The sequence below is a fragment of the Microbulbifer variabilis genome, from assembly GCF_020524905.1.
Taxonomy (GTDB): domain Bacteria; phylum Pseudomonadota; class Gammaproteobacteria; order Pseudomonadales; family Cellvibrionaceae; genus Microbulbifer; species Microbulbifer variabilis_A.
This window is the reverse complement of the sequence record NZ_JAIVKI010000016.1, coordinates 40,012-57,330: the sequence shown is the minus strand read 5'-3', so window position 1 is coordinate 57,330 and position 17,319 is coordinate 40,012. Positions and strand designations below refer to the sequence as shown.

Here is a 17,319-nt window from a genome sequence, read left to right as displayed (position 1 = left end):
TAGTATCAAAATGCGCAGCCTCTTCTGGAAAATGTTTTTTGGCGCATGGATCACCGCCATGGTGATGGTGGTTGCCGCCATTTACATTACCCACTTTGGCGAGTTTGGTGACCCCCGTCAGGAGGAGCGCTGGGAGGGTCCCGCACTGTTTCGAGAGGTAATGCGCAACATGCGTATCGCCCGCCGCCACGGACCGGAGCAATTTCAGCACTGGCTCGAGCGTGCGCCCAAGAAAGTCAAACGGCGCGTTTACGCGGTGGACAGCGAGGGCAATGACCTGTTGGGGCGGCCGGTGCCACAGAGTATGGCGCCGCTGATTAACAGCCTCGACTACCGCAATCGCGAGGCCCACATGCTGGTGGACAACAAACCCACCGTGGGCTTTTTCCTGCCACTACGCACTGGTGACCCGTTGCGTATCGCCCTGGTTGCCGGGGATAGCAAAGAGGGACTATTGCTGCGATTCCTGTGGCGCAACTTCTGGCCTATGTTGCTGCTCTCCATGATCGCCTCCGGTATCGCCTGCTATTGGCTGGCCACCTACTTGAGCCGCCCCCTGGAACAGTTGCGCGCCGCCACCAAGCGGGTTGCCGCCGGTGAATTGGATTATCGGGTCGCTCCCAGCCTGCACAGCCGCAACGATGAGCTGACCGATCTGGCGCTGGACTTCGATTCCATGACCGCCCAGCTACAGGAGTCCATGTCAGAGCAGCGCCGCCTGATCAAAGACGTCTCCCACGAGTTGCGCTCTCCCCTGGCGCGATTGCAAGTGGCCTTGGCCATCGCCCGCCAAAAGCAGGTGGCGGGGCTCGATACTGAACTGGATAAAATTGGCAAAGCGGCGGACTACCTGGAGGATATTATTGCCGACGTTCTCTCTCTGCCGGTGAGCAACCAGGAGCAACGCCCACTGGACGATGTAGTGGAACTCAACAGCCTCCTTTCAGCCCTAGTTGACGACCTGCATATCGAAGCGGCGGAAAAACACCTCAGTTTTGATATGAGCACCAGTGGCGAAGAACTTCTAGTGGCCACTCGCGGCAGCTCCCTGACCGCAGCGCTGGAAAATATCCTGCGCAACGCCATCAAATACAGTCCCTCCCATGGACTGGTGCGGGTACTGGTACAGGAGTCCACCGATAGCTGCAGCATTTCCGTGATCGACTCTGGCTCCGGGGTAGACGAATCTGATCTGGAGGCAATATTCCGCCCCTTCTACCGCACAGACAGTGCCCGCACGCGCGAGAGTGGCGGTTTTGGCCTGGGGCTGGCTATCGCACAGCGCACGATACTGCACCACGGCGGCCGTATTACCGCGCGTAACCATGCCGGTGCCGGCCTCTGCGTCGAGATCCAGCTGCCGCTTATCCACCTCAGCGACGATTAAACCGCAGAGGAACTGCTATAACCTTGACTAGCGCTGGCAATTCGCCGGCGGTCGGGGTTTTGGCCCCAAAATTTGCAAAGGGCCCCGCTATGCGCTGGATACTCTATATCCTGGTATTCCTGATACTGCTGTTCCTGGCCGGCTATCTGTTTCCCCGCGAAGTCTCGCTGGAGCGCAGTATCTATATCGACAGACCGCCCCAGGCCGTATTCCCCTACATCAATAACTATCGCAAGTTCAACAGCTGGTCCCCCTGGCGGCATATCGACCCCGCCATGGAGTACCAATACAGCGGTCCAGAGACGGGGGTCGGTGCAACCATGAGCTGGCAGGGGGAAAACTCCAAAGAGGGCAGCGGAACCCAGACCATCACCGCCAGCACACCAAACTCCACAGTGCTCAACAAGCTTGATTTTGGCGATGGCAGTGAAGCCACAGCGGAGTTCAAGTTGCTGCCTAAAAACGGCGGCACTCAGGTTGTCTGGAGCTTTAACACCGACACAGGTGGGGGCCCCAGAGAGCGCTGGATGGGACTGGCCATAAAGAAAATGGTGGGCGAGTCTTATGAGCAGGGACTGGCAAAACTCAAGCAGCTGATGGAGTCCAGCGCTAAGACGGATGGAATTAAAGGAGGGGGAAATAGCGATACCAGTAATTCGGTATCCGATATTCCCTCCGATGTTGACGACGCAATGGGCGGAGGCCCCCAAGGGGTGCAATCGGAGATGCAGAACCAGCAGCAGGAAGAGGCCGGGGAAACTCCAGAAAATGAAGATCAAAAGGAGCCGCAAAAGGAAAATCAGCCATAGGCCGAAACTTTTGCCCTACCCAAAAAAAGCCCGCTCAAGGCGGGCTTTTTTTATAAAGTATCCAACAGCGACTCAAGACTTATTGCGCCGCTGTGCCGGTACCGGTGACTTGCGCAGCTTGCGCCGCTGTCGCTCCAGGGTTTGCTTTTCCCCCTGAGTCAGCGGACGTTGACCCAGTTTGGGCAGGCCGGCAGTAATACACAGGTCGTCGATTTCCCTGGGTTCCATCTCGATCCACTGGCCCACGCGCACATGGGAGGGGATAAATACACTGCCGTAGCGCACCCGCTTTAGACGGCTTACACGAACGCCCTGGGACTCCCACAGGCGACGCACCTCGCGGTTGCGCCCTTCCATCACCACGCAGTAGAACCAGCGATTTTTGCCCTCGCCGCCACTCTCGACGATATCGGTAAAGCGCGCAGGACCATCGTCCAGCAGCACACCTTTTAGCAGTCGTCGCTTCATCTCCTCGTCTACATCACCCTGGATGCGCACGAGGTATTCGCGATCGATCACCGACGAGGGGTGCATCAATTTATTGGCCAACTCGCCGCTATTGGTAAACAGCAGCAGGCCACTGGTGTTGAAATCCAGGCGACCAACGGAAATCCAGCGACCCGTTTTCAGTCGGGGCAAGCGATCGTAAACCGTAGGGCGCCCCTCCGGGTCGTGGCGTGAGCAAATCTCTCCAACTGGCTTGTTGTACAGAATTACCCGACAGCGGTTTTCCGCGCTGGAGGGCAAACCCTGACCATCAAATTCGATATGATCTTCTCCGGTAACCCGCTCGCCGAGTTCAGCTACTTTTCCGTTAACCGTCACGCGACCCGCATCAATCGCGCGTTCCATTTCACGCCGCGACCCCAGGCCGCTGCGCGCTAATACTTTTTGCAATTTTTCGCCTGCTGGCGAGGTGCCATCACTCATGGGGTGGTGTTTTCCGCTTGCACTACATCTTGGGAATCTTCATCGACATCACTGCTTCCCCGCTCCTCTTGATCGGTGGCAGCCTCAGTATCGATATCACCAAACAGGCTGCTCTTCGGCAGTGTTGCCGCAATAGGGGCTTGTGGCTCCCCGTCTTCGACATCCTGTTCAATTTCGCTTTCATGTTCTTCTTTAGGAGTTGGTTCCTTCTCGGTGGTACTCAAAGGCTCAGAAGCCTCGGGACTCTCAGGCTGCGCCTGCACCAACTCCCGTTCATCTTCCGGTGCGTCTTCCCTGATCTCTTCTTGCACCGCTTCGGGCAACTCAGTTACCGCCACTTCTTCGCTTTCGGCAATTTCTGTCTCAATCACAGACAGCTCTGCATCGACCCCTAGTTGAATATCGGCCTCCGCAGCGATTTCCTCAAGCGCAGCCGCGACTCGGGCATCCTCCGCTGCATCGACATCCTCTTGAAATTCTTCAGACTCCTGACGCTCTTCACATTCGATTGCGCCGGCCTCTGCTTCCGTTTCCTCTCTCGCCTCCTCATCCTCTGGAAGCCCCTCGCTCCTCTCAGCGGCGAGAGCAGCGGCAATTTCCTCGGGCGGCAGCCCCTCGGACTCAAGAATCTTATTCAAACTCTCGATATCGCGGATCTCAGCCAGAGTGGGCAGATCATCCAGAGTGGACAGATTGAAATAATCGAGAAAGTCCCTGGTGGTCGCGTAGAGCGAGGGCTTACCCGGTACATCGCGGTGGCCAACCACCTTGACCCAACCTCTATCCAATAGCGTCCTCACAATCTGAGAGCTGACGGCAACCCCACGGATATCCTCAATATCACCTCGGGTGACCGGTTGGCGATAGGCGATAATCGCCAGTGTTTCCAGAGTTGCGCGGGAATACCTCTGAGCTTTCTCTTCCCATAAGCGATTCACCCAGGGGGCCAGGTCTTCCGGCACTTGAAAGCGCCAGCCGCTGGCAATTTTTTTCAGTTCAAAGCCGCGTCCGGCACAACTCTCGGCAATCTCACCCAGCACATCTCGCAAAGTTGTGGCAGAGGGGCGCTCCTCCTCATCCATCAAGGACAACAACTTTTCCTCACTGAGAGGCTGTGCCGAGGCCAGCAGGGCACCCTCCAGGATTCTGCGCAGTAACTCCGGAGCGATTGTCATTTTATTGTTTCCAACTCTTCTTCTCTGGGCTCCACCTGCCCCGCAGTGAGCGGCTCTTTATCGATCAAATCACCGTCGATTAAATCGCCATCGGTTAAATCACTGTTCAGAGTGCCCTCATCACCGGATAAACGAGACATCTCCTCCAATTCTCCATTATCGAAGTCACGCTCACTTTCGTTGAACTCATCATCGCCAACTTCGTTATTGCGGCTGGCTGCGCGCACATGAATGGGACCAAAAGCCTCATTTTGCACCAGTTCTACCAGAGACTCCTTAACCAGTTCCATCACCGCGAGGAAAGTCACCACTACGCCGAGGCGTCCCTCCTCCGCAGTGAACAGACTCACAAAGGGCACAAACTGCCCGTGGCGAATCTGATCGAGTACCTGGGTCATACGCTCGCGAGTGGAGAGTTTTTCCCGCTCCACCTGGTGGCTCTCAAACATGTCGGCGCGTCGCAACACGTCTGCCAGTGCCACCAGCACTTCCTTGAGATCCACCTCGGGGTCGGGCCGGGTGATATTGCGATCCGGCCCCTCGGCACTGGCCTGATGGATATCGCGACCCATGCGCGGGATCTCATCGAGGTCCTCGGCGGCGGTCTTGAAGCGCTCGTATTCCTGCAGGCGACGAATCAGTGCAGCACGTGGGTCCTCGCCCTCCTCCTCTTCCGCCGCCGGCGGACGTGGCAACAGCATGCGCGATTTGATCTCGGCGAGCATTGCCGCCATCACCAGATACTCCGCCGCCAATTCAAAACGCATCGACGTCATCATCTCCACATAGGCCATATATTGGCGGGTGATATCTGAGACGTTAATTTCCAGAATATCCAGGTTCTGGCGGCGGATTAGATATAGCAGCAGATCCAGGGGGCCCTCGAAAGCCTCCAGGATAACTTCCAGTGCATCCGGTGGAATAAAAAGGTCCGGTGGAAGGTCGGTAAAGGCCTCACCCAATACGAGCGCGAGAGGCCCCTTGACCTCCTCACTCTCGTGGGAGTTTGGGCTTTCCGAGGGCAGGTCAGCAGAGGCGTCGGTTTCGGCAGCCGCAACATCGGCGAGTACCTGCTCCTCCACCTCAGCTAGTAGTTCTTCACTGGACACCCTGCCCCACCCTCAAAATCGCAAACGGCCGATTATACACCAGCGCGGCGCCAATCAGCCCAGTATTTCATCAGTGACACCACACCCCTGGCGAATCAGCTCAGGCTCTTCACCGGTAAGGTCGATCACAGTGGTCGCTTCCAGCCCACAAAAACCACCATCGATCACCAGCTCCACCTGATGTTCGAGGGTGTCGCGAATATCATAGGGGTCCGTCAATGGCTGTTCATCGCCAGGCATAATCAGGCTGCAGCTCATTAACGGTTCACCCACCGCCTCAATCAATGCCAGGGCGATGGGGTTATCGGGCACACGAATGCCGATTGTTTTGCGTTTGGGATGGATCAGGCGGCGCGGCACCTCAGCGGTAGCCGGCATAATAAAGGTATAGGAACCCGGAGTGTGGTTTTTCAGCAGGCGGAACATCTGATTATCCACCTTGGCATAAGTAGCCAACTCGGAAAGGTCACGACACATCAGGGTAAAGTTGTGATTTTTATCCAGCTGACGCAGGGCGCGAATCCGCTCTACCGCCAGTTTTTCCCCAAGGCGACAACCAATCGCATAGGCGGAATCGGTGGGATAAACAATCACTCCGCCACTGGTCACTATATCCGCGGCCTGACCGATCAGGCGCCCTTGAGGATTGTCCGGATGAATTTGAAAGAACTGCGCCACAAAGCCCCCAAGCTTTAATCAATTGAAACCTCTAGCGGCGGGTTCTGATACCCGCCGGGGATTTGGTGTCGACCAATATCCACACCCCCATCTCACACGGCATGGAACGTCACACCATCAGGCAGATATCGCTTCCCCCGGTCGATCCCGGTGCAGAGTGTGCCACAGATTCCACACAGGCTCGACGTCTTCGGGCAAACGCACACAGCCGAGTTCCCTCCAGGGCTGCTCCGGTTGGTGGAAGTCACTGCCCAAAGAGCTATGCATTGGAGCGTCGCCGGAATCGCCAACTGCCAACGCCATCAAACTGCGCAGTTCCCTGGTTTGCGTGGGATTCTGTCGGCCGCAGAGCAGCTCTACAGCATTGCCGCCACTGTGTTGAAACTCTGTCAGGAGGCAAAGCAATTGGGTGCGAGTGAGACCGTATTTGAGAGGGTGCGCCAGCACGGCTGTGCCACCAGCAGACTGGATGGTTTCTATGGTTTCCTGCAATTGTGGCCACTCCACACGCACATCGCCGATCTTGCCAGCACCCAAATAACGTTTGAATGCCCGTGCAGTGTCTTCAACATGCCCGGCTTCCACCAACCAGCGGGCGAAATGCGGCCGCCCCAGCACGGAATCTCCAGCAATTGCTCGCCCCCCCTCCAAGGCTCCGTGAAAGCCTCGCTTATGTAAGCGCTCAGCAATCTTCTCGGCCCGTTCCTGGCGCAGCCCCTCGCGCAGGGCGATGGCCTCACGCAAGCCTTCGGCTGCCGGGTCAACATTCAACCCGACAACATGGATGGATCGTCGCCCCCAAAGGCTGGAGAATTCGATCCCCGTTGCCACAGTGACGCCTAACTGGTCACCTACCGCCTGCGCCTCCGCCACGCCATCCACCGTATCATGGTCGGTGAGCGCCATCAGTGTCACACCCTGGGATTTCGCTCTCGACACCAGCTGTGCAGGACTTAAAATACCGTCGGATGCGGTACTGTGGCAGTGAAGGTCTACAAGGTCTGTATTCAGATCTTCTGGCTGGAAACTCAACAGCTGGCTCTCACTCTCTCTGGGGATTAAAAGTCGCAGTATCTATTATTTGGAACGATAACCCGGTGTCGCTGTCATAGCTCAACCGGTGTTTTCAGGGATAGGGCCCGGACCATAGGTCTCCCTTGGCGGCCACGAGGAACCGGAGTCTGACAGCAGTATTGTCAGTGGGGAAGAGTTTTCCTGGAAGGCCATTGTAATGTGACTTCTCAACTAACTTCCCGCGGGCATTATCACCGGAATTGAGTATGAGCGAAACGAATTCGACCACCCCAGTCTCCCAGCAAAAGCCCAAGAAGAAAGAGGGCCTGCTCGGCAACCTGCTTCTAAATATCGTTATCCCCACTCTGGTCCTGACCAAACTCTCAGGGGACGATTGGCTTGGCACCAAATGGGCACTAGTGGTCGCACTGGCCTTTCCCCTCGGCTACGGACTGCGTGACCTCATTCGCTCCGGCAAGGTCAACTTCTTCTCCGCCCTTGGGATTATCAGTATTATGCTTACCGGCGGTATCAGCCTGCTGGAACTGGACCCGCAGTATATTGCCATTAAAGAAGCCGCCATTCCTGGCCTGTTGGGTATCGCCACTGTCGCCTCCCTCTACACCCGCTGGCCACTGGTTAAGACCCTGCTGTACAACGATCAGATTCTGGATACCGATAAAATCGCACAGAGCCTCGCCAGCAAAGGTAACCAGGGTGCCTTCGACCGTACTCTGCAACAGGCCTCCTGGATGATCGCCGCCTCTTTTTTCCTATCCTCAGTACTCAATTACGTGCTAGCAAAAATTATTTTACAAAGCCCCCCGGGTACAGAGGCTTTCAACGAAGAGCTGGGTAAAATGACAGCACTCAGCTACCCAGTAATCGCACTGCCAGCCACCATTATTTTAATGCTGGTGCTCTTCTTTCTATTTTCCCGCATCGGCAAACTAACCGGGTTGAAGCTGGAAGAAGTCATGATTGCCCAATAACAAAAAACAAAATTTCCTGATTAACTAACAAGAGCAAGATTCACAATGTGGTACGCAATCATCAGTGAAGATGTTAGCGATAGTCTCCCTTTGCGCAAAAAAGCGCGCCCCGATCATCTAGCCCGACTCAACCGTCTCAAAGACGAGGGTCGCCTGCTGGTGGCAGGGCCGCACCCCACCGTTGATAGTGAGGAGCCCGGTGAGGCTGGCTTTAGCGGCAGCCTCGTTATTGCCGAGTTCCCCTCGCTGGAGGAGGCTCAAACCTGGGCCGACAGCGATCCCTATGTGACGGCTGGCGTCTACGCCTCAGTCTCCGTCAAGCCATTCAAATTAGTACTGCCCTAATAACAACAAGCACAAGCTGTATCGCAATGAAGAAAATACTGTGCGGCCTGATCGCCGCCACACTGCTCAACGCAGTCCCAGCGACCGCGGCCGCAGAAACCCGCTATATCACCGACCAGTTACATGTTCCCATGCGAGCCGGCAAAGGTAATGGGTTCCGCATTCTGCACCGCGGCCTGCCCAGCGGCACCCAGCTCAGCGTCCTCGAAGATGCCCCGCAAGAAGGTTGGACCCTCGTGCGCACCCAGGGTGGTACAGAGGGTTGGGTGAGGCGCCAATACCTGGTCTCCGAACCAGTAGCAAAACTCAAGCTGGAAGAGGCGGAAGCAAACCTCGAGCGTTTCGAAAAAATGGAAGGCAACCTCGGCGGTGAGGTTCGCCGCCTAGAGGAGGAAAACAGTCAGCTGAGCAGCGCCCTGGAGTCCGCCCAGCAGCAGAGCCAGACGCTCGCAGCTGAGTTGAAAACCCTCAAAGCCCTATCGGCAGATGCCCTGGCTCTCAATGAACGCCACCAGAAACTCCTGCATCAGCACGAGTTGCTCAAGCAGGAAAAAACCATGGCAGAAGCGGAAATCCAGCGCTTATCCGGTAGCGAAAGCCACAAATGGTATATGTATGGCGCCCTATCGGTGCTATTGGGCGCCCTGCTCGCAATGATTGCCCCTCACCTGCGTCCGCGCAAGCGCCACTCGGAGTGGGCGAACTGATTTCGCCCACTCTCACCGAAATCGCATACTATTGAGCCCCGGGGAAAGTAGTATCCACGGGCCCCACATCCAATACAAAAGCGGCGGCACCGATGGGCTGCCGTGAAACCTAAAGGACTAAGGATGATGCGTAAACTTTTTGCAATGCTACTCTGTGCTGCCCTTGCCCTCCCCGCTCTGGCCAAAAATCCACGCGTGGAACTGAAAACCGACTTGGGCGTTATTCAAATCGAGCTCTTCGCCAAAGAGGCGCCTGTCACCGTAGAAAACTTCCTCACCTATACCAACAGCGGTTTTTACAATGGGATCATCTTCCACCGAATAGTACCGGGCTTTGTTGTGCAAGGCGGCGGCTTCACTTTCGATTTCCAGAAAAAGGAAACTCAAGACCCCATCGTCAACGAATCCGCCAACGGCCTGCAAAACCTGCGCGGCACGCTCTCCATGGCCAGGACCAATGACCCGGACAGCGCCACCTCACAGTTTTTTATCAATCTGGTCGATAACACCAGGCTCGACGCGCAAGAGGACAAGCCCGGCTACGCCGTTTTTGGTCGGGTAGTCGAGGGCATGGATGTGGTGGAAAAAATGGTGGAGCAGCCTCGAGGCCTCTACCGACAGCACCCAAGCGCCCCCAATATGCCCATCCGCATCCTTGAGGCCAAACGTATTGACACCGGTGACAACGCCGTCGCCACCAACAGCAAGGGAGAATAAGCAGTGATCGCTCTCAGTGTTAATCTCAATAAAATCGCCCTGATCCGCAATTCCCGCGAAGGCAACTTTCCCGATGTCACCGCCCACGGTCGGACATGTCTGGATGCAGGCGCCCAGGGCATCACCGTGCACCCACGGCCGGATCAACGCCATATTCGTCCCCATGACGTGCGCGAACTGGCCGCCCTCTGCCGCAGTCGCCATGGTATTGAGTTCAATATTGAGGGCAATCCTTTTGCCGAACACCAGGGGGACTACCCAGGCTTAATGTCACTCGCACTGGAAACTCAGCCTGACCAGTGCACTCTGGTCCCCGACAGCAACGATCAGCTGACCTCTGACCACGGCTTCAACCTCAAGCTGGATGGGCCGCGCCTGGTCCCCCTGATCGCCAGGCTCAAGAATGCCGGCATACGCGTCAGCCTGTTTATGGACCCGGATCTGGAACAGATCAGCCTGGCTAAGGATGTGGGTGCAGATCGCATTGAACTATATACAGGCCCCTATGCGGAGGCAGCCGCCAAGCAGAGTCCCGAACTTGAAGATATCTTCAGCGCCCACTGTGCCGCCGCCGAACACGCCCACCAGTTGGGGCTGGGGGTAAATGCGGGTCACGACCTGAATCTGGTCAACCTGCCCCGCTACCGCACCCTGCCGGGATTACAGGAGGTTTCCATCGGCCACGCCCTAACCGTGGATGCCATCGGCATGGGCCTGGAAAATGCCGTTAAAGCCTATCTGAACTGCCTCGCCGGCAACAAATGAAGACACTCAATATTATTGGTGCCGGGCGCCTGGGGAAAACGCTCGGACGCCTTTGGCGACAGGCCGGAGTTTTTCAGGTTCAATCGATTCTTAATCGCAGCCTGGATAGCGCACAGGCAGCGGCCGAATTCATCGGCGCCGGGCGCGCAGTAGCAGCGCTGGAATCCATGGAGCGGGCAGACTTCTGGCTGATTGCCTGTGGCGATAGCGAGATTGCTGCAACAGCCGATCACCTCGCTGACTACCTTGGCGAGCGCGAGGGCATTGTTGCCTTCCATTGCAGCGGCGCCCTCAGCTCCCAAGTACTCGAAGGACTGCGCCCTGCCTCCCTCGCCAGTGCCCACCCGGTACACAGCTTTGCCGACCCAATGCGCTCTCTCGACAGTCTCGCTGGCAGCAGTGTTGCTCTAGAGGGCGACAGCTCTGCCACTACAGCTTTGGAGGAGGCCTTCATTACCATAGGCTGTGAGACCCTCACCATCGAAGCCCAGCACAAGCCCCTGTACCACGCCGGCTCGGTGATCGCGTGCAACTATCTCACCGTGCTGATCGACCTCAGCCTGCGCAGCTTCGCCGCGGCGGGCATCGACCGCGACAGCGCTCTCAAGTTACTGGAGCCCATTGTCCTGCAGACTGCTCAGAACAATATGGCCCTGGGGCCGGAGACATCCCTCACCGGCCCGATCGCCCGGGGTGACCTGGAAACCGTAGCCAACCAGCTAAAAAACTTAACGTCGGTATCGCCAGAACTTGCGCACCACTATCGCCAACTGGGCCTCGCCTGTGTAGAGTTGGCGCGGCGCGGCCAGCTATCCGATGAAAGCGCGGCTAAATTGATCGAACTACTGAGTGAGCCATTGCGGTGAAAGACTCCTCTGAATACCTGAAAAAAAGAGCTTTTTTCGACAGCCTGCTAACTATTTACGGGCGCAAACCGGTGCTCGAAGCACTGGAAGACCCAGACCTCCCGGTACACAAACTGCACTTGGCGAGCAGCAACCGGCGTGATCAAATGATCAGCCGCATGGAAGCCCTGGCCGAGGAGCGCCAGATAGAAACCGCCTTTTGGGATCGCAAAGGGCTCTCCCGCATCTCGAAGAATTCCCGCCAGGATCAGGGGGTGGCACTGGATCTCGCCCTACCCAACTACGGTAGTTATAAAACCTTCCTGCAAAATCACAGGAATGAGGCTAAAACCTACGAACTTTTGGCTCTGGACGGTATTACCAACCCACAGAATCTCGGCATGATTATCCGCTCTGCCTGTGCCGGCGGTGTGGATGGGATCATCCTGCCGAGGAAAGGCTGCGCACAAATAGATCCACTGGTTATTAAAGCCAGCACCGGTACCCTGTTTAAAACCCAGATCCTGCGTTGCGAAACCCTGGCAGACGCACTGACAGACTTTCGCGAGTCTGGCGCACGTATCTGTGGTCTATCCTCCCACGCCTCAATGACCCTGGCAGAGATTACCGGTAACAAGCCAACCATTTTTGTGCTGGGCAATGAAACCCACGGTGTCAGCGATACTGTCGCCAAACAGTGTAATGAGTTAGTGCGTATCCCCATGCAAAATGGTGTGGAGAGCCTCAACGTAGCAGTTACCGCCGCACTGATCAGCTTTCGCCAACAACTTTAACCAGCCATAAGGGCGCCTTTGTACAAAAGGTGTCCCGCAGACACTTCCAGCAAGCTAGATATCCACTCCTTTTCCCTCATCTAAAGGCTACCCACAGAATCTGTGGATATCTCTGAGGATAACTATTCCCTCCGCCTCGCAAAGGCCCATGGTTGCACCAGTGTGACAATCTGAGGAAAAAATGACCAGCTTTCGAAACGCTTAAAAAATCAACGAGTTACAGCGAATTACCAGAGAGGGATGAGAGACGGGCGAACCAAATAAGGGTTACTAAAGGTGAAAGACCACAGCTGTGGAAAGTGGCACGCTTGGCGGGAAAAATAGGGAAATGGGGTGCCTTGCACCCCATTTAAGCCGCGGGATTAAACGCTTATTCCCACTCAATGGTGGCCGGTGGTTTGCTCGATACGTCGTAAGCTACACGGGAGATATGCTCAATCTCATTGATTATGCGATTGGAGACTTTCTCAATCAGCTCGTAGGGCAGGTGCGCCCAGCGGGCTGTCATAAAGTCTACGGTTTCCACTGCGCGCAGTGCCACCACATATTCGTAACGGCGGCCATCCCCCACCACACCGACAGACTTCACTGGCAGGAACACCACAAACGCCTGGCTGGTTTTGTGGTACCAGTCGGCCTTGTGTAACTCCTCGATAAAAATCGCATCTGCCTCGCGCAGGATATCGGCGTACTCTCTCTTTACTTCGCCGAGAATACGCACCCCTAGGCCCGGTCCCGGGAAGGGGTGGCGGTAGACCATATCGTAGGGCAGGCCCAGCTCCAGGCCGATCTTACGCACTTCATCCTTGAACAATTCGCGCAGCGGTTCCACCAGCTCGAACTGCATGTCTTCCGGCAAGCCACCCACATTGTGGTGCGACTTAATCACATGGGCTTTGCCGGTTTTGGCGGCGGCGGATTCGATCACATCCGGGTAGATAGTGCCCTGAGCCAGGAATTTGACATTCTGTAGCTTGGAAGCCTCACGATCGAATATTTCTATAAAGGTATTACCGATAATTTTGCGCTTCGCTTCAGGCTCATCCACACCCGCCAAGCGCGAGAGGAAGTCCTCTTCCGCATCGGCGCGAACAACCCGCACGCCCATATTGTCGGCGAACATTTGCATTACCTGATCGCCTTCGTTTTTGCGCAACAAGCCGTTGTCTACAAAAACACAGGTCAGCTGATCGCCAATCGCCTTGTGCAGTAGTGCCGCCACCACAGAACTGTCGACACCACCAGAAAGACCCAGCAACACTTTGCCTTCACCTACCTGCTCGCGCACTTTGGCGATGGAGTCCTCGATAATATTGGCCGGCGTCCAGAGTTTTTCACAGCCGCAGATATCGATAACAAAGTGTTCATAGATCCGCATGCCCTGCAGGGTGTGGGTAACTTCCGGGTGGAACTGCACACCGAAGAAATTCTTCTCAGCGGAATACATACCGGCGATGGGGCAGGAATCGGTGGAAGCCATCAGCTCAAAGCCTTCCGGCATCTGCACAACCTTATCGCCGTGGCTCATCCATACATCCAGCAGCGCTTCACCGTCCTCGTTGAGGTGATCTTTGATATCGCGTAGTAAGTTGGAGCTGCCTTCGACTTTTACCTGGGCGTAGCCAAACTCGCGGATGTTACTTCCCTGTACAGCACCACCGAGTTGATGTGCCATGGTCTGCATGCCATAGCAAATGCCCAGTACCGGCACGCCCAAATTGAACACCGCTTCTGGCGCACGGGGAGAACCCTCTTCCGGTACGGACTCAGGCCCGCCGGCCAGAATAATACCTTTCGGGTTGTATTCGCGGATTTCTTCTTCGCTCATATCGAAGGCGCGAATTTCGGAGAAAACACCCAGCTCGCGCACACGGCGGGCGATCAACTGGGTGTACTGGGACCCAAAGTCGAGGATCAGGATTCGGCTGGAGTGGATATCTTGGCTCATGATTGACTCATTAACAGAATAAATAACGGCAAACGGACCTGAAAGGTCCGTTTGCGGCTTGGTACTGAAAGTTGTTCACCGAGAGGCTTAGCGTCCGCCCACAGGGTAGTTGGGTGCCTCTTTGGTAATCTGCACATCGTGCACATGGGATTCACCCATGCCGGCAGAAGTTACCCGCACAAATTCCGGACGGGTGCGCATGGTTTCAATATCCACGCTGCCGGTATAGCCCATAGCAGAGCGCAGGCCGCCCAGCATCTGGTGCACGATGGCAGACAGAGGACCTTTGTAAGGAACACGCCCTTCGATGCCTTCTGGAACCAGTTTTTCTGCACCCTTGCTGGCATCCTGGAAGTAGCGATCAGAGGAACCCTGTGTGCGTGCCATAGCGCCGAGGGAGCCCATACCACGATAGGATTTGTAAGTACGCCCTTGGTAAAGCTCCACTTCACCCGGTGCCTCTTCGGTACCGGCAAACATGGAACCCATCATTACCGAGGAGGCACCAGCGACAATTGCCTTGGAGATATCACCGGAGTAGCGGATGCCGCCATCGGCGATCATGGGCACACCGGTACCTTCGAGAGCAGCGGAAACCTCGGCAATTGCAGTGACCTGGGGCACACCGATACCCGTTACGATTCGGGTGGTGCAAATAGAACCCGGGCCAATACCGACTTTCACTGCATCCGCACCAGCTTCCACCAGTGCGCGCGCGGCATCGCCAGTTGCAATATTGCCGCCGATCACATCCACCTGGGGGTGCATCTCTTTAATGCGACGTACACGATCAATCACGTTGCGGGAATGGCCGTGGGCGGTATCCACAACCAGTACGTCAACACCGGCTTCTACCAATGCCGCCACGCGGTCATCGGTGTCCGGGCTGGTACCTACTGAGGCACCAACACGCAAGCGACCATCGGAATCTTTACAGGAGTTCGGATACTGCTCTGCCTTGTTAAAGTCTTTTACAGTAATCAGACCACGCAGCTCGAAATTATCGTTTACCACCAACACCTTCTCGATGCGGTGCTTGTGCAGCAATTCACGTACATGATCAGAGGAAGCATCTTCGTGGGCAGTTACCAGGCGCTCTTTTGGCGTCATCACACTGGCAACACTCACATCCAGGTCGGTGAGGAAGCGGACATCGCGGCTGGTGACGATACCCACCAAATCTCCCCTATCCATCACCGGAACACCGGAAATATTGTGATGGGTAGTCAGGGCGATCAATTCGCGCACAGTGGCATCCGACTCGATCGTAATCGGGTCTTTTACCACACCGGCTTCAAATTTTTTCACGGCGCGCACCGCAAGAGCCTGCTCTTCGATAGACATACTCTTGTGGATAATGCCGATGCCACCTTCCTGGGCCAGGGCAATCGCCAGGCGCGATTCCGTCACTGTATCCATAGCGGCGGAGACAATGGGAATATTCAGGGTAATGTTGCGGGACAGCTTGGTTTTAAGGCTGACATCCTTGGCAGTCACCTCGGAATAACCGGGCACAAGTAGGACGTCGTCGAAAGTGAGGGCTTCGCGCGCGATGCGCAGATTGGATTCAGACATTGTTGACACTCAAACCTCGAATAGGCGGGATTGGGTATCGGCGCGATTATACCTCTCAAGGAAAAAAGCGCAAATGACAATTTACGGAAAATCGAATTAAACGAGCAAAGCACTTTACCTAAAAGGGGGATGCTGCAATATTGCTCCGCCAGTTTTCACTTGAGAAGCACAGATGCAATCCAGCTCCGCAGCCCCCAACACCAAGCGTAGCGTCCTCTCGGTTAGCGACCTCAACCGGGAGGTGAAGCAGCTTCTGGAGGGCAGCGTACCCTTACTGTGGATCAGTGGGGAGATCTCCAATTTTACTGTGCCCAGCTCCGGCCACTGGTATTTTAGTTTGAAAGATGCCCGCGCCCAGGTGCGTTGTGCCATGTTCCGCGGACGCAACCGCAGTGTGACCTTTCGCCCACAAAACGGCCGCGAAGTACTGATCCGAGCGCGGGTGAGCCTTTACGAGGGCCGCGGTGAATTCCAGCTGATTGTGGAGCATATGGAGGAGGCCGGCTTTGGCGCCCTGATGCGCCAACTGGAACAGCTCAAGGCCAAGCTTCAAGCCGAAGGGCTGTTCGATAGCGCCCGTAAACGCACCCTGCCCTATTTACCCACCAATATTGGCATTATCACCTCCCCGACCGGCGCCGCTATTCGCGACATGATCCATGTGTTGGGACGACGTCACCCTGGAGCGCAAATTGAACTCTGGCCAGTGGCAGTACAGGGCCAGGGGGCTGCACAGCAAATAGCCGAAGCTATTGAAAAGGCGGGGCGTAGCGGTCGCCACGATTTGCTAATTGTTGGTCGCGGTGGTGGCTCACTGGAAGACCTTTGGCCCTTTAATGAAGAAGTTGTGGCGCGGGCTTTGGCGTCCTGCCCTATTCCCACAATCTCCGCCGTGGGTCACGAGACCGACACGACGGTTTCTGACCTCGCCGCCGATGTGCGTGCACCCACCCCCTCTGCGGCTGCGGAAATTGCCAGTGCAAATGCCGCTGAGTTATTTCAACGCCTGGAACACAGCAAACTTCGATTATATCGGGCCATTCAGCAGCAAATACGCCATCAACAACAGCAAGTCATGCTGAATCGAAATCGGTTGCGCCACCCGCGCGAACAACTACAGAACCGCTCGCAACGACTTGATCACCTGGAGATGCGCCTACTGGCGGCTGGGCAACAGCAAATCCAGCAGCGCCGCAGCCAACTGACAGCAACCTTGCGGGCCTTTGCCCACTGCCAACCCCAGCGACAATTGCAGGAAAAAAGCGAGCAACTTAGGCAGGCACAAAATACCTTGCAACGTGCTGCGGAGCGCCTTTTGCTGCAAAAAGCTGACAGGCTCAATCACCAGGCACAGCTACTCAACAATGTGAGCCCCTTGGCAGTTTTACAGCGGGGTTATGCCATCGCTAAGGATTCACAGGGGCGTGCCATAAAAGACAGCCGCGCACTAGAAATTAACCAGAAGATTGACGTTCAACTGGCCCGCGGTCACTTCTCTGCCAAAGTAGAGAGCATCGACTAGCAAGAAA

Annotated in this window: 16 protein-coding genes and 1 pseudogene; 10 read left to right on the top strand and 7 right to left on the bottom strand. The window is 56.0% G+C overall.

Features of this window, described 5'->3' with window-relative positions; translation table 11 throughout:
• The first annotated feature begins 10 nt into the window (after positions 1 to 10).
• Positions 11 to 1,387 (top strand): ATP-binding protein, encoded by a 1,377-nt coding sequence (locus LC073_RS16395; RefSeq protein ID WP_226648398.1) that lies wholly within the window; start codon positions 11 to 13, stop codon positions 1,385 to 1,387.
• 89 nt (positions 1,388 to 1,476) lie between these two features.
• On the top strand, positions 1,477 to 2,196 hold the full coding sequence (locus LC073_RS16390) for an SRPBCC family protein (protein WP_226648397.1): 720 nt from the start codon (positions 1,477 to 1,479) through the stop codon (positions 2,194 to 2,196).
• A gap of 72 nt (positions 2,197 to 2,268) precedes the next feature.
• On the opposite strand, the gene rluB is transcribed toward LC073_RS16390, so the two are convergent.
• From rluB to LC073_RS16365, 5 genes and pseudogenes are all read right to left on the bottom strand, one after another.
• Positions 2,269 to 3,126 carry a 23S rRNA pseudouridine(2605) synthase RluB gene (rluB, locus tag LC073_RS16385; protein WP_226648396.1) on the bottom strand — a complete coding sequence of 286 codons (858 nt, stop codon included), beginning with the start codon at positions 3,124 to 3,126 and terminating at the stop codon, positions 2,269 to 2,271.
• Positions 3,123 to 4,301, bottom strand: coding sequence for an SMC-Scp complex subunit ScpB (scpB, locus tag LC073_RS16380; RefSeq protein ID WP_226648395.1), 1,179 nt, complete (start codon positions 4,299 to 4,301; stop codon positions 3,123 to 3,125). The genes rluB and scpB overlap by 4 nt, the downstream gene beginning before the upstream one ends.
• Positions 4,302 to 4,510: 209 nt before the next feature.
• A pseudogene (locus LC073_RS16375) lies at positions 4,511 to 5,410 on the bottom strand (segregation and condensation protein A); the annotation flags it as partial.
• Between the two features lie 54 nt (positions 5,411 to 5,464).
• On the bottom strand, positions 5,465 to 6,088 hold the full coding sequence (locus LC073_RS16370; protein WP_226648394.1) for an L-threonylcarbamoyladenylate synthase: 624 nt from the start codon (positions 6,086 to 6,088) through the stop codon (positions 5,465 to 5,467).
• Between the two features lie 117 nt (positions 6,089 to 6,205).
• On the bottom strand, positions 6,206 to 7,120 hold the full coding sequence (locus LC073_RS16365) for a PHP domain-containing protein (protein ID WP_226648393.1): 915 nt from the start codon (positions 7,118 to 7,120) through the stop codon (positions 6,206 to 6,208).
• Between the two features lie 248 nt (positions 7,121 to 7,368).
• On the opposite strand from LC073_RS16365, the gene LC073_RS16360 reads away from it, so the two are divergent.
• The 7 genes from LC073_RS16360 (at position 7,369) to rlmB (ending at position 12,267) form a co-directional block, all read left to right on the top strand.
• Entirely contained in the window at positions 7,369 to 8,094 is a 726-nt protein-coding gene (locus LC073_RS16360; protein ID WP_226648392.1) for a VC0807 family protein, read from the top strand.
• Between the two features lie 45 nt (positions 8,095 to 8,139).
• Positions 8,140 to 8,439 carry a YciI family protein gene (locus tag LC073_RS16355; RefSeq protein WP_226648391.1) on the top strand — a complete coding sequence of 100 codons (300 nt, stop codon included), beginning with the start codon at positions 8,140 to 8,142 and terminating at the stop codon, positions 8,437 to 8,439.
• A 26-nt stretch (positions 8,440 to 8,465) separates the two neighbouring features.
• Entirely contained in the window at positions 8,466 to 9,146 is a 681-nt protein-coding gene (locus tag LC073_RS16350; protein WP_226648390.1) for a TIGR04211 family SH3 domain-containing protein, read from the top strand.
• A 123-nt stretch (positions 9,147 to 9,269) separates the two neighbouring features.
• Entirely contained in the window at positions 9,270 to 9,863 is a 594-nt protein-coding gene (locus LC073_RS16345) for a peptidylprolyl isomerase (protein ID WP_319004734.1), read from the top strand.
• A 3-nt stretch (positions 9,864 to 9,866) separates the two neighbouring features.
• Complete coding sequence (locus tag LC073_RS16340) at positions 9,867 to 10,628, top strand: pyridoxine 5'-phosphate synthase (protein ID WP_226648388.1); 762 nt, start codon at positions 9,867 to 9,869, stop codon at positions 10,626 to 10,628.
• Complete coding sequence (locus LC073_RS16335; protein ID WP_226648387.1) at positions 10,625 to 11,494, top strand: Rossmann-like and DUF2520 domain-containing protein; 870 nt, start codon at positions 10,625 to 10,627, stop codon at positions 11,492 to 11,494. The genes LC073_RS16340 and LC073_RS16335 overlap by 4 nt, the downstream gene beginning before the upstream one ends.
• Complete coding sequence (gene rlmB, locus LC073_RS16330) at positions 11,491 to 12,267, top strand: 23S rRNA (guanosine(2251)-2'-O)-methyltransferase RlmB (RefSeq protein ID WP_226648386.1); 777 nt, start codon at positions 11,491 to 11,493, stop codon at positions 12,265 to 12,267. The genes LC073_RS16335 and rlmB overlap by 4 nt, the downstream gene beginning before the upstream one ends.
• 370 nt (positions 12,268 to 12,637) lie before the next feature.
• On the opposite strand, the gene guaA is transcribed toward rlmB, so the two are convergent.
• Complete coding sequence (gene guaA, locus LC073_RS16325; RefSeq protein WP_226648385.1) at positions 12,638 to 14,215, bottom strand: glutamine-hydrolyzing GMP synthase; 1,578 nt, start codon at positions 14,213 to 14,215, stop codon at positions 12,638 to 12,640.
• A gap of 87 nt (positions 14,216 to 14,302) precedes the next feature.
• On the bottom strand, positions 14,303 to 15,790 hold the full coding sequence (gene guaB, locus LC073_RS16320; RefSeq protein ID WP_226648384.1) for an IMP dehydrogenase: 1,488 nt from the start codon (positions 15,788 to 15,790) through the stop codon (positions 14,303 to 14,305).
• A gap of 172 nt (positions 15,791 to 15,962) precedes the next feature.
• Between guaB and xseA the strand changes: the two genes are divergently transcribed.
• The gene (gene xseA, locus LC073_RS16315; RefSeq protein WP_226648383.1) at positions 15,963 to 17,312 is read left to right on the top strand and encodes an exodeoxyribonuclease VII large subunit; all 1,350 of its coding nucleotides are present in this window, start codon (positions 15,963 to 15,965) and stop codon (positions 17,310 to 17,312) included.
• Positions 17,313 to 17,319: the final 7 nt, after the last annotated feature.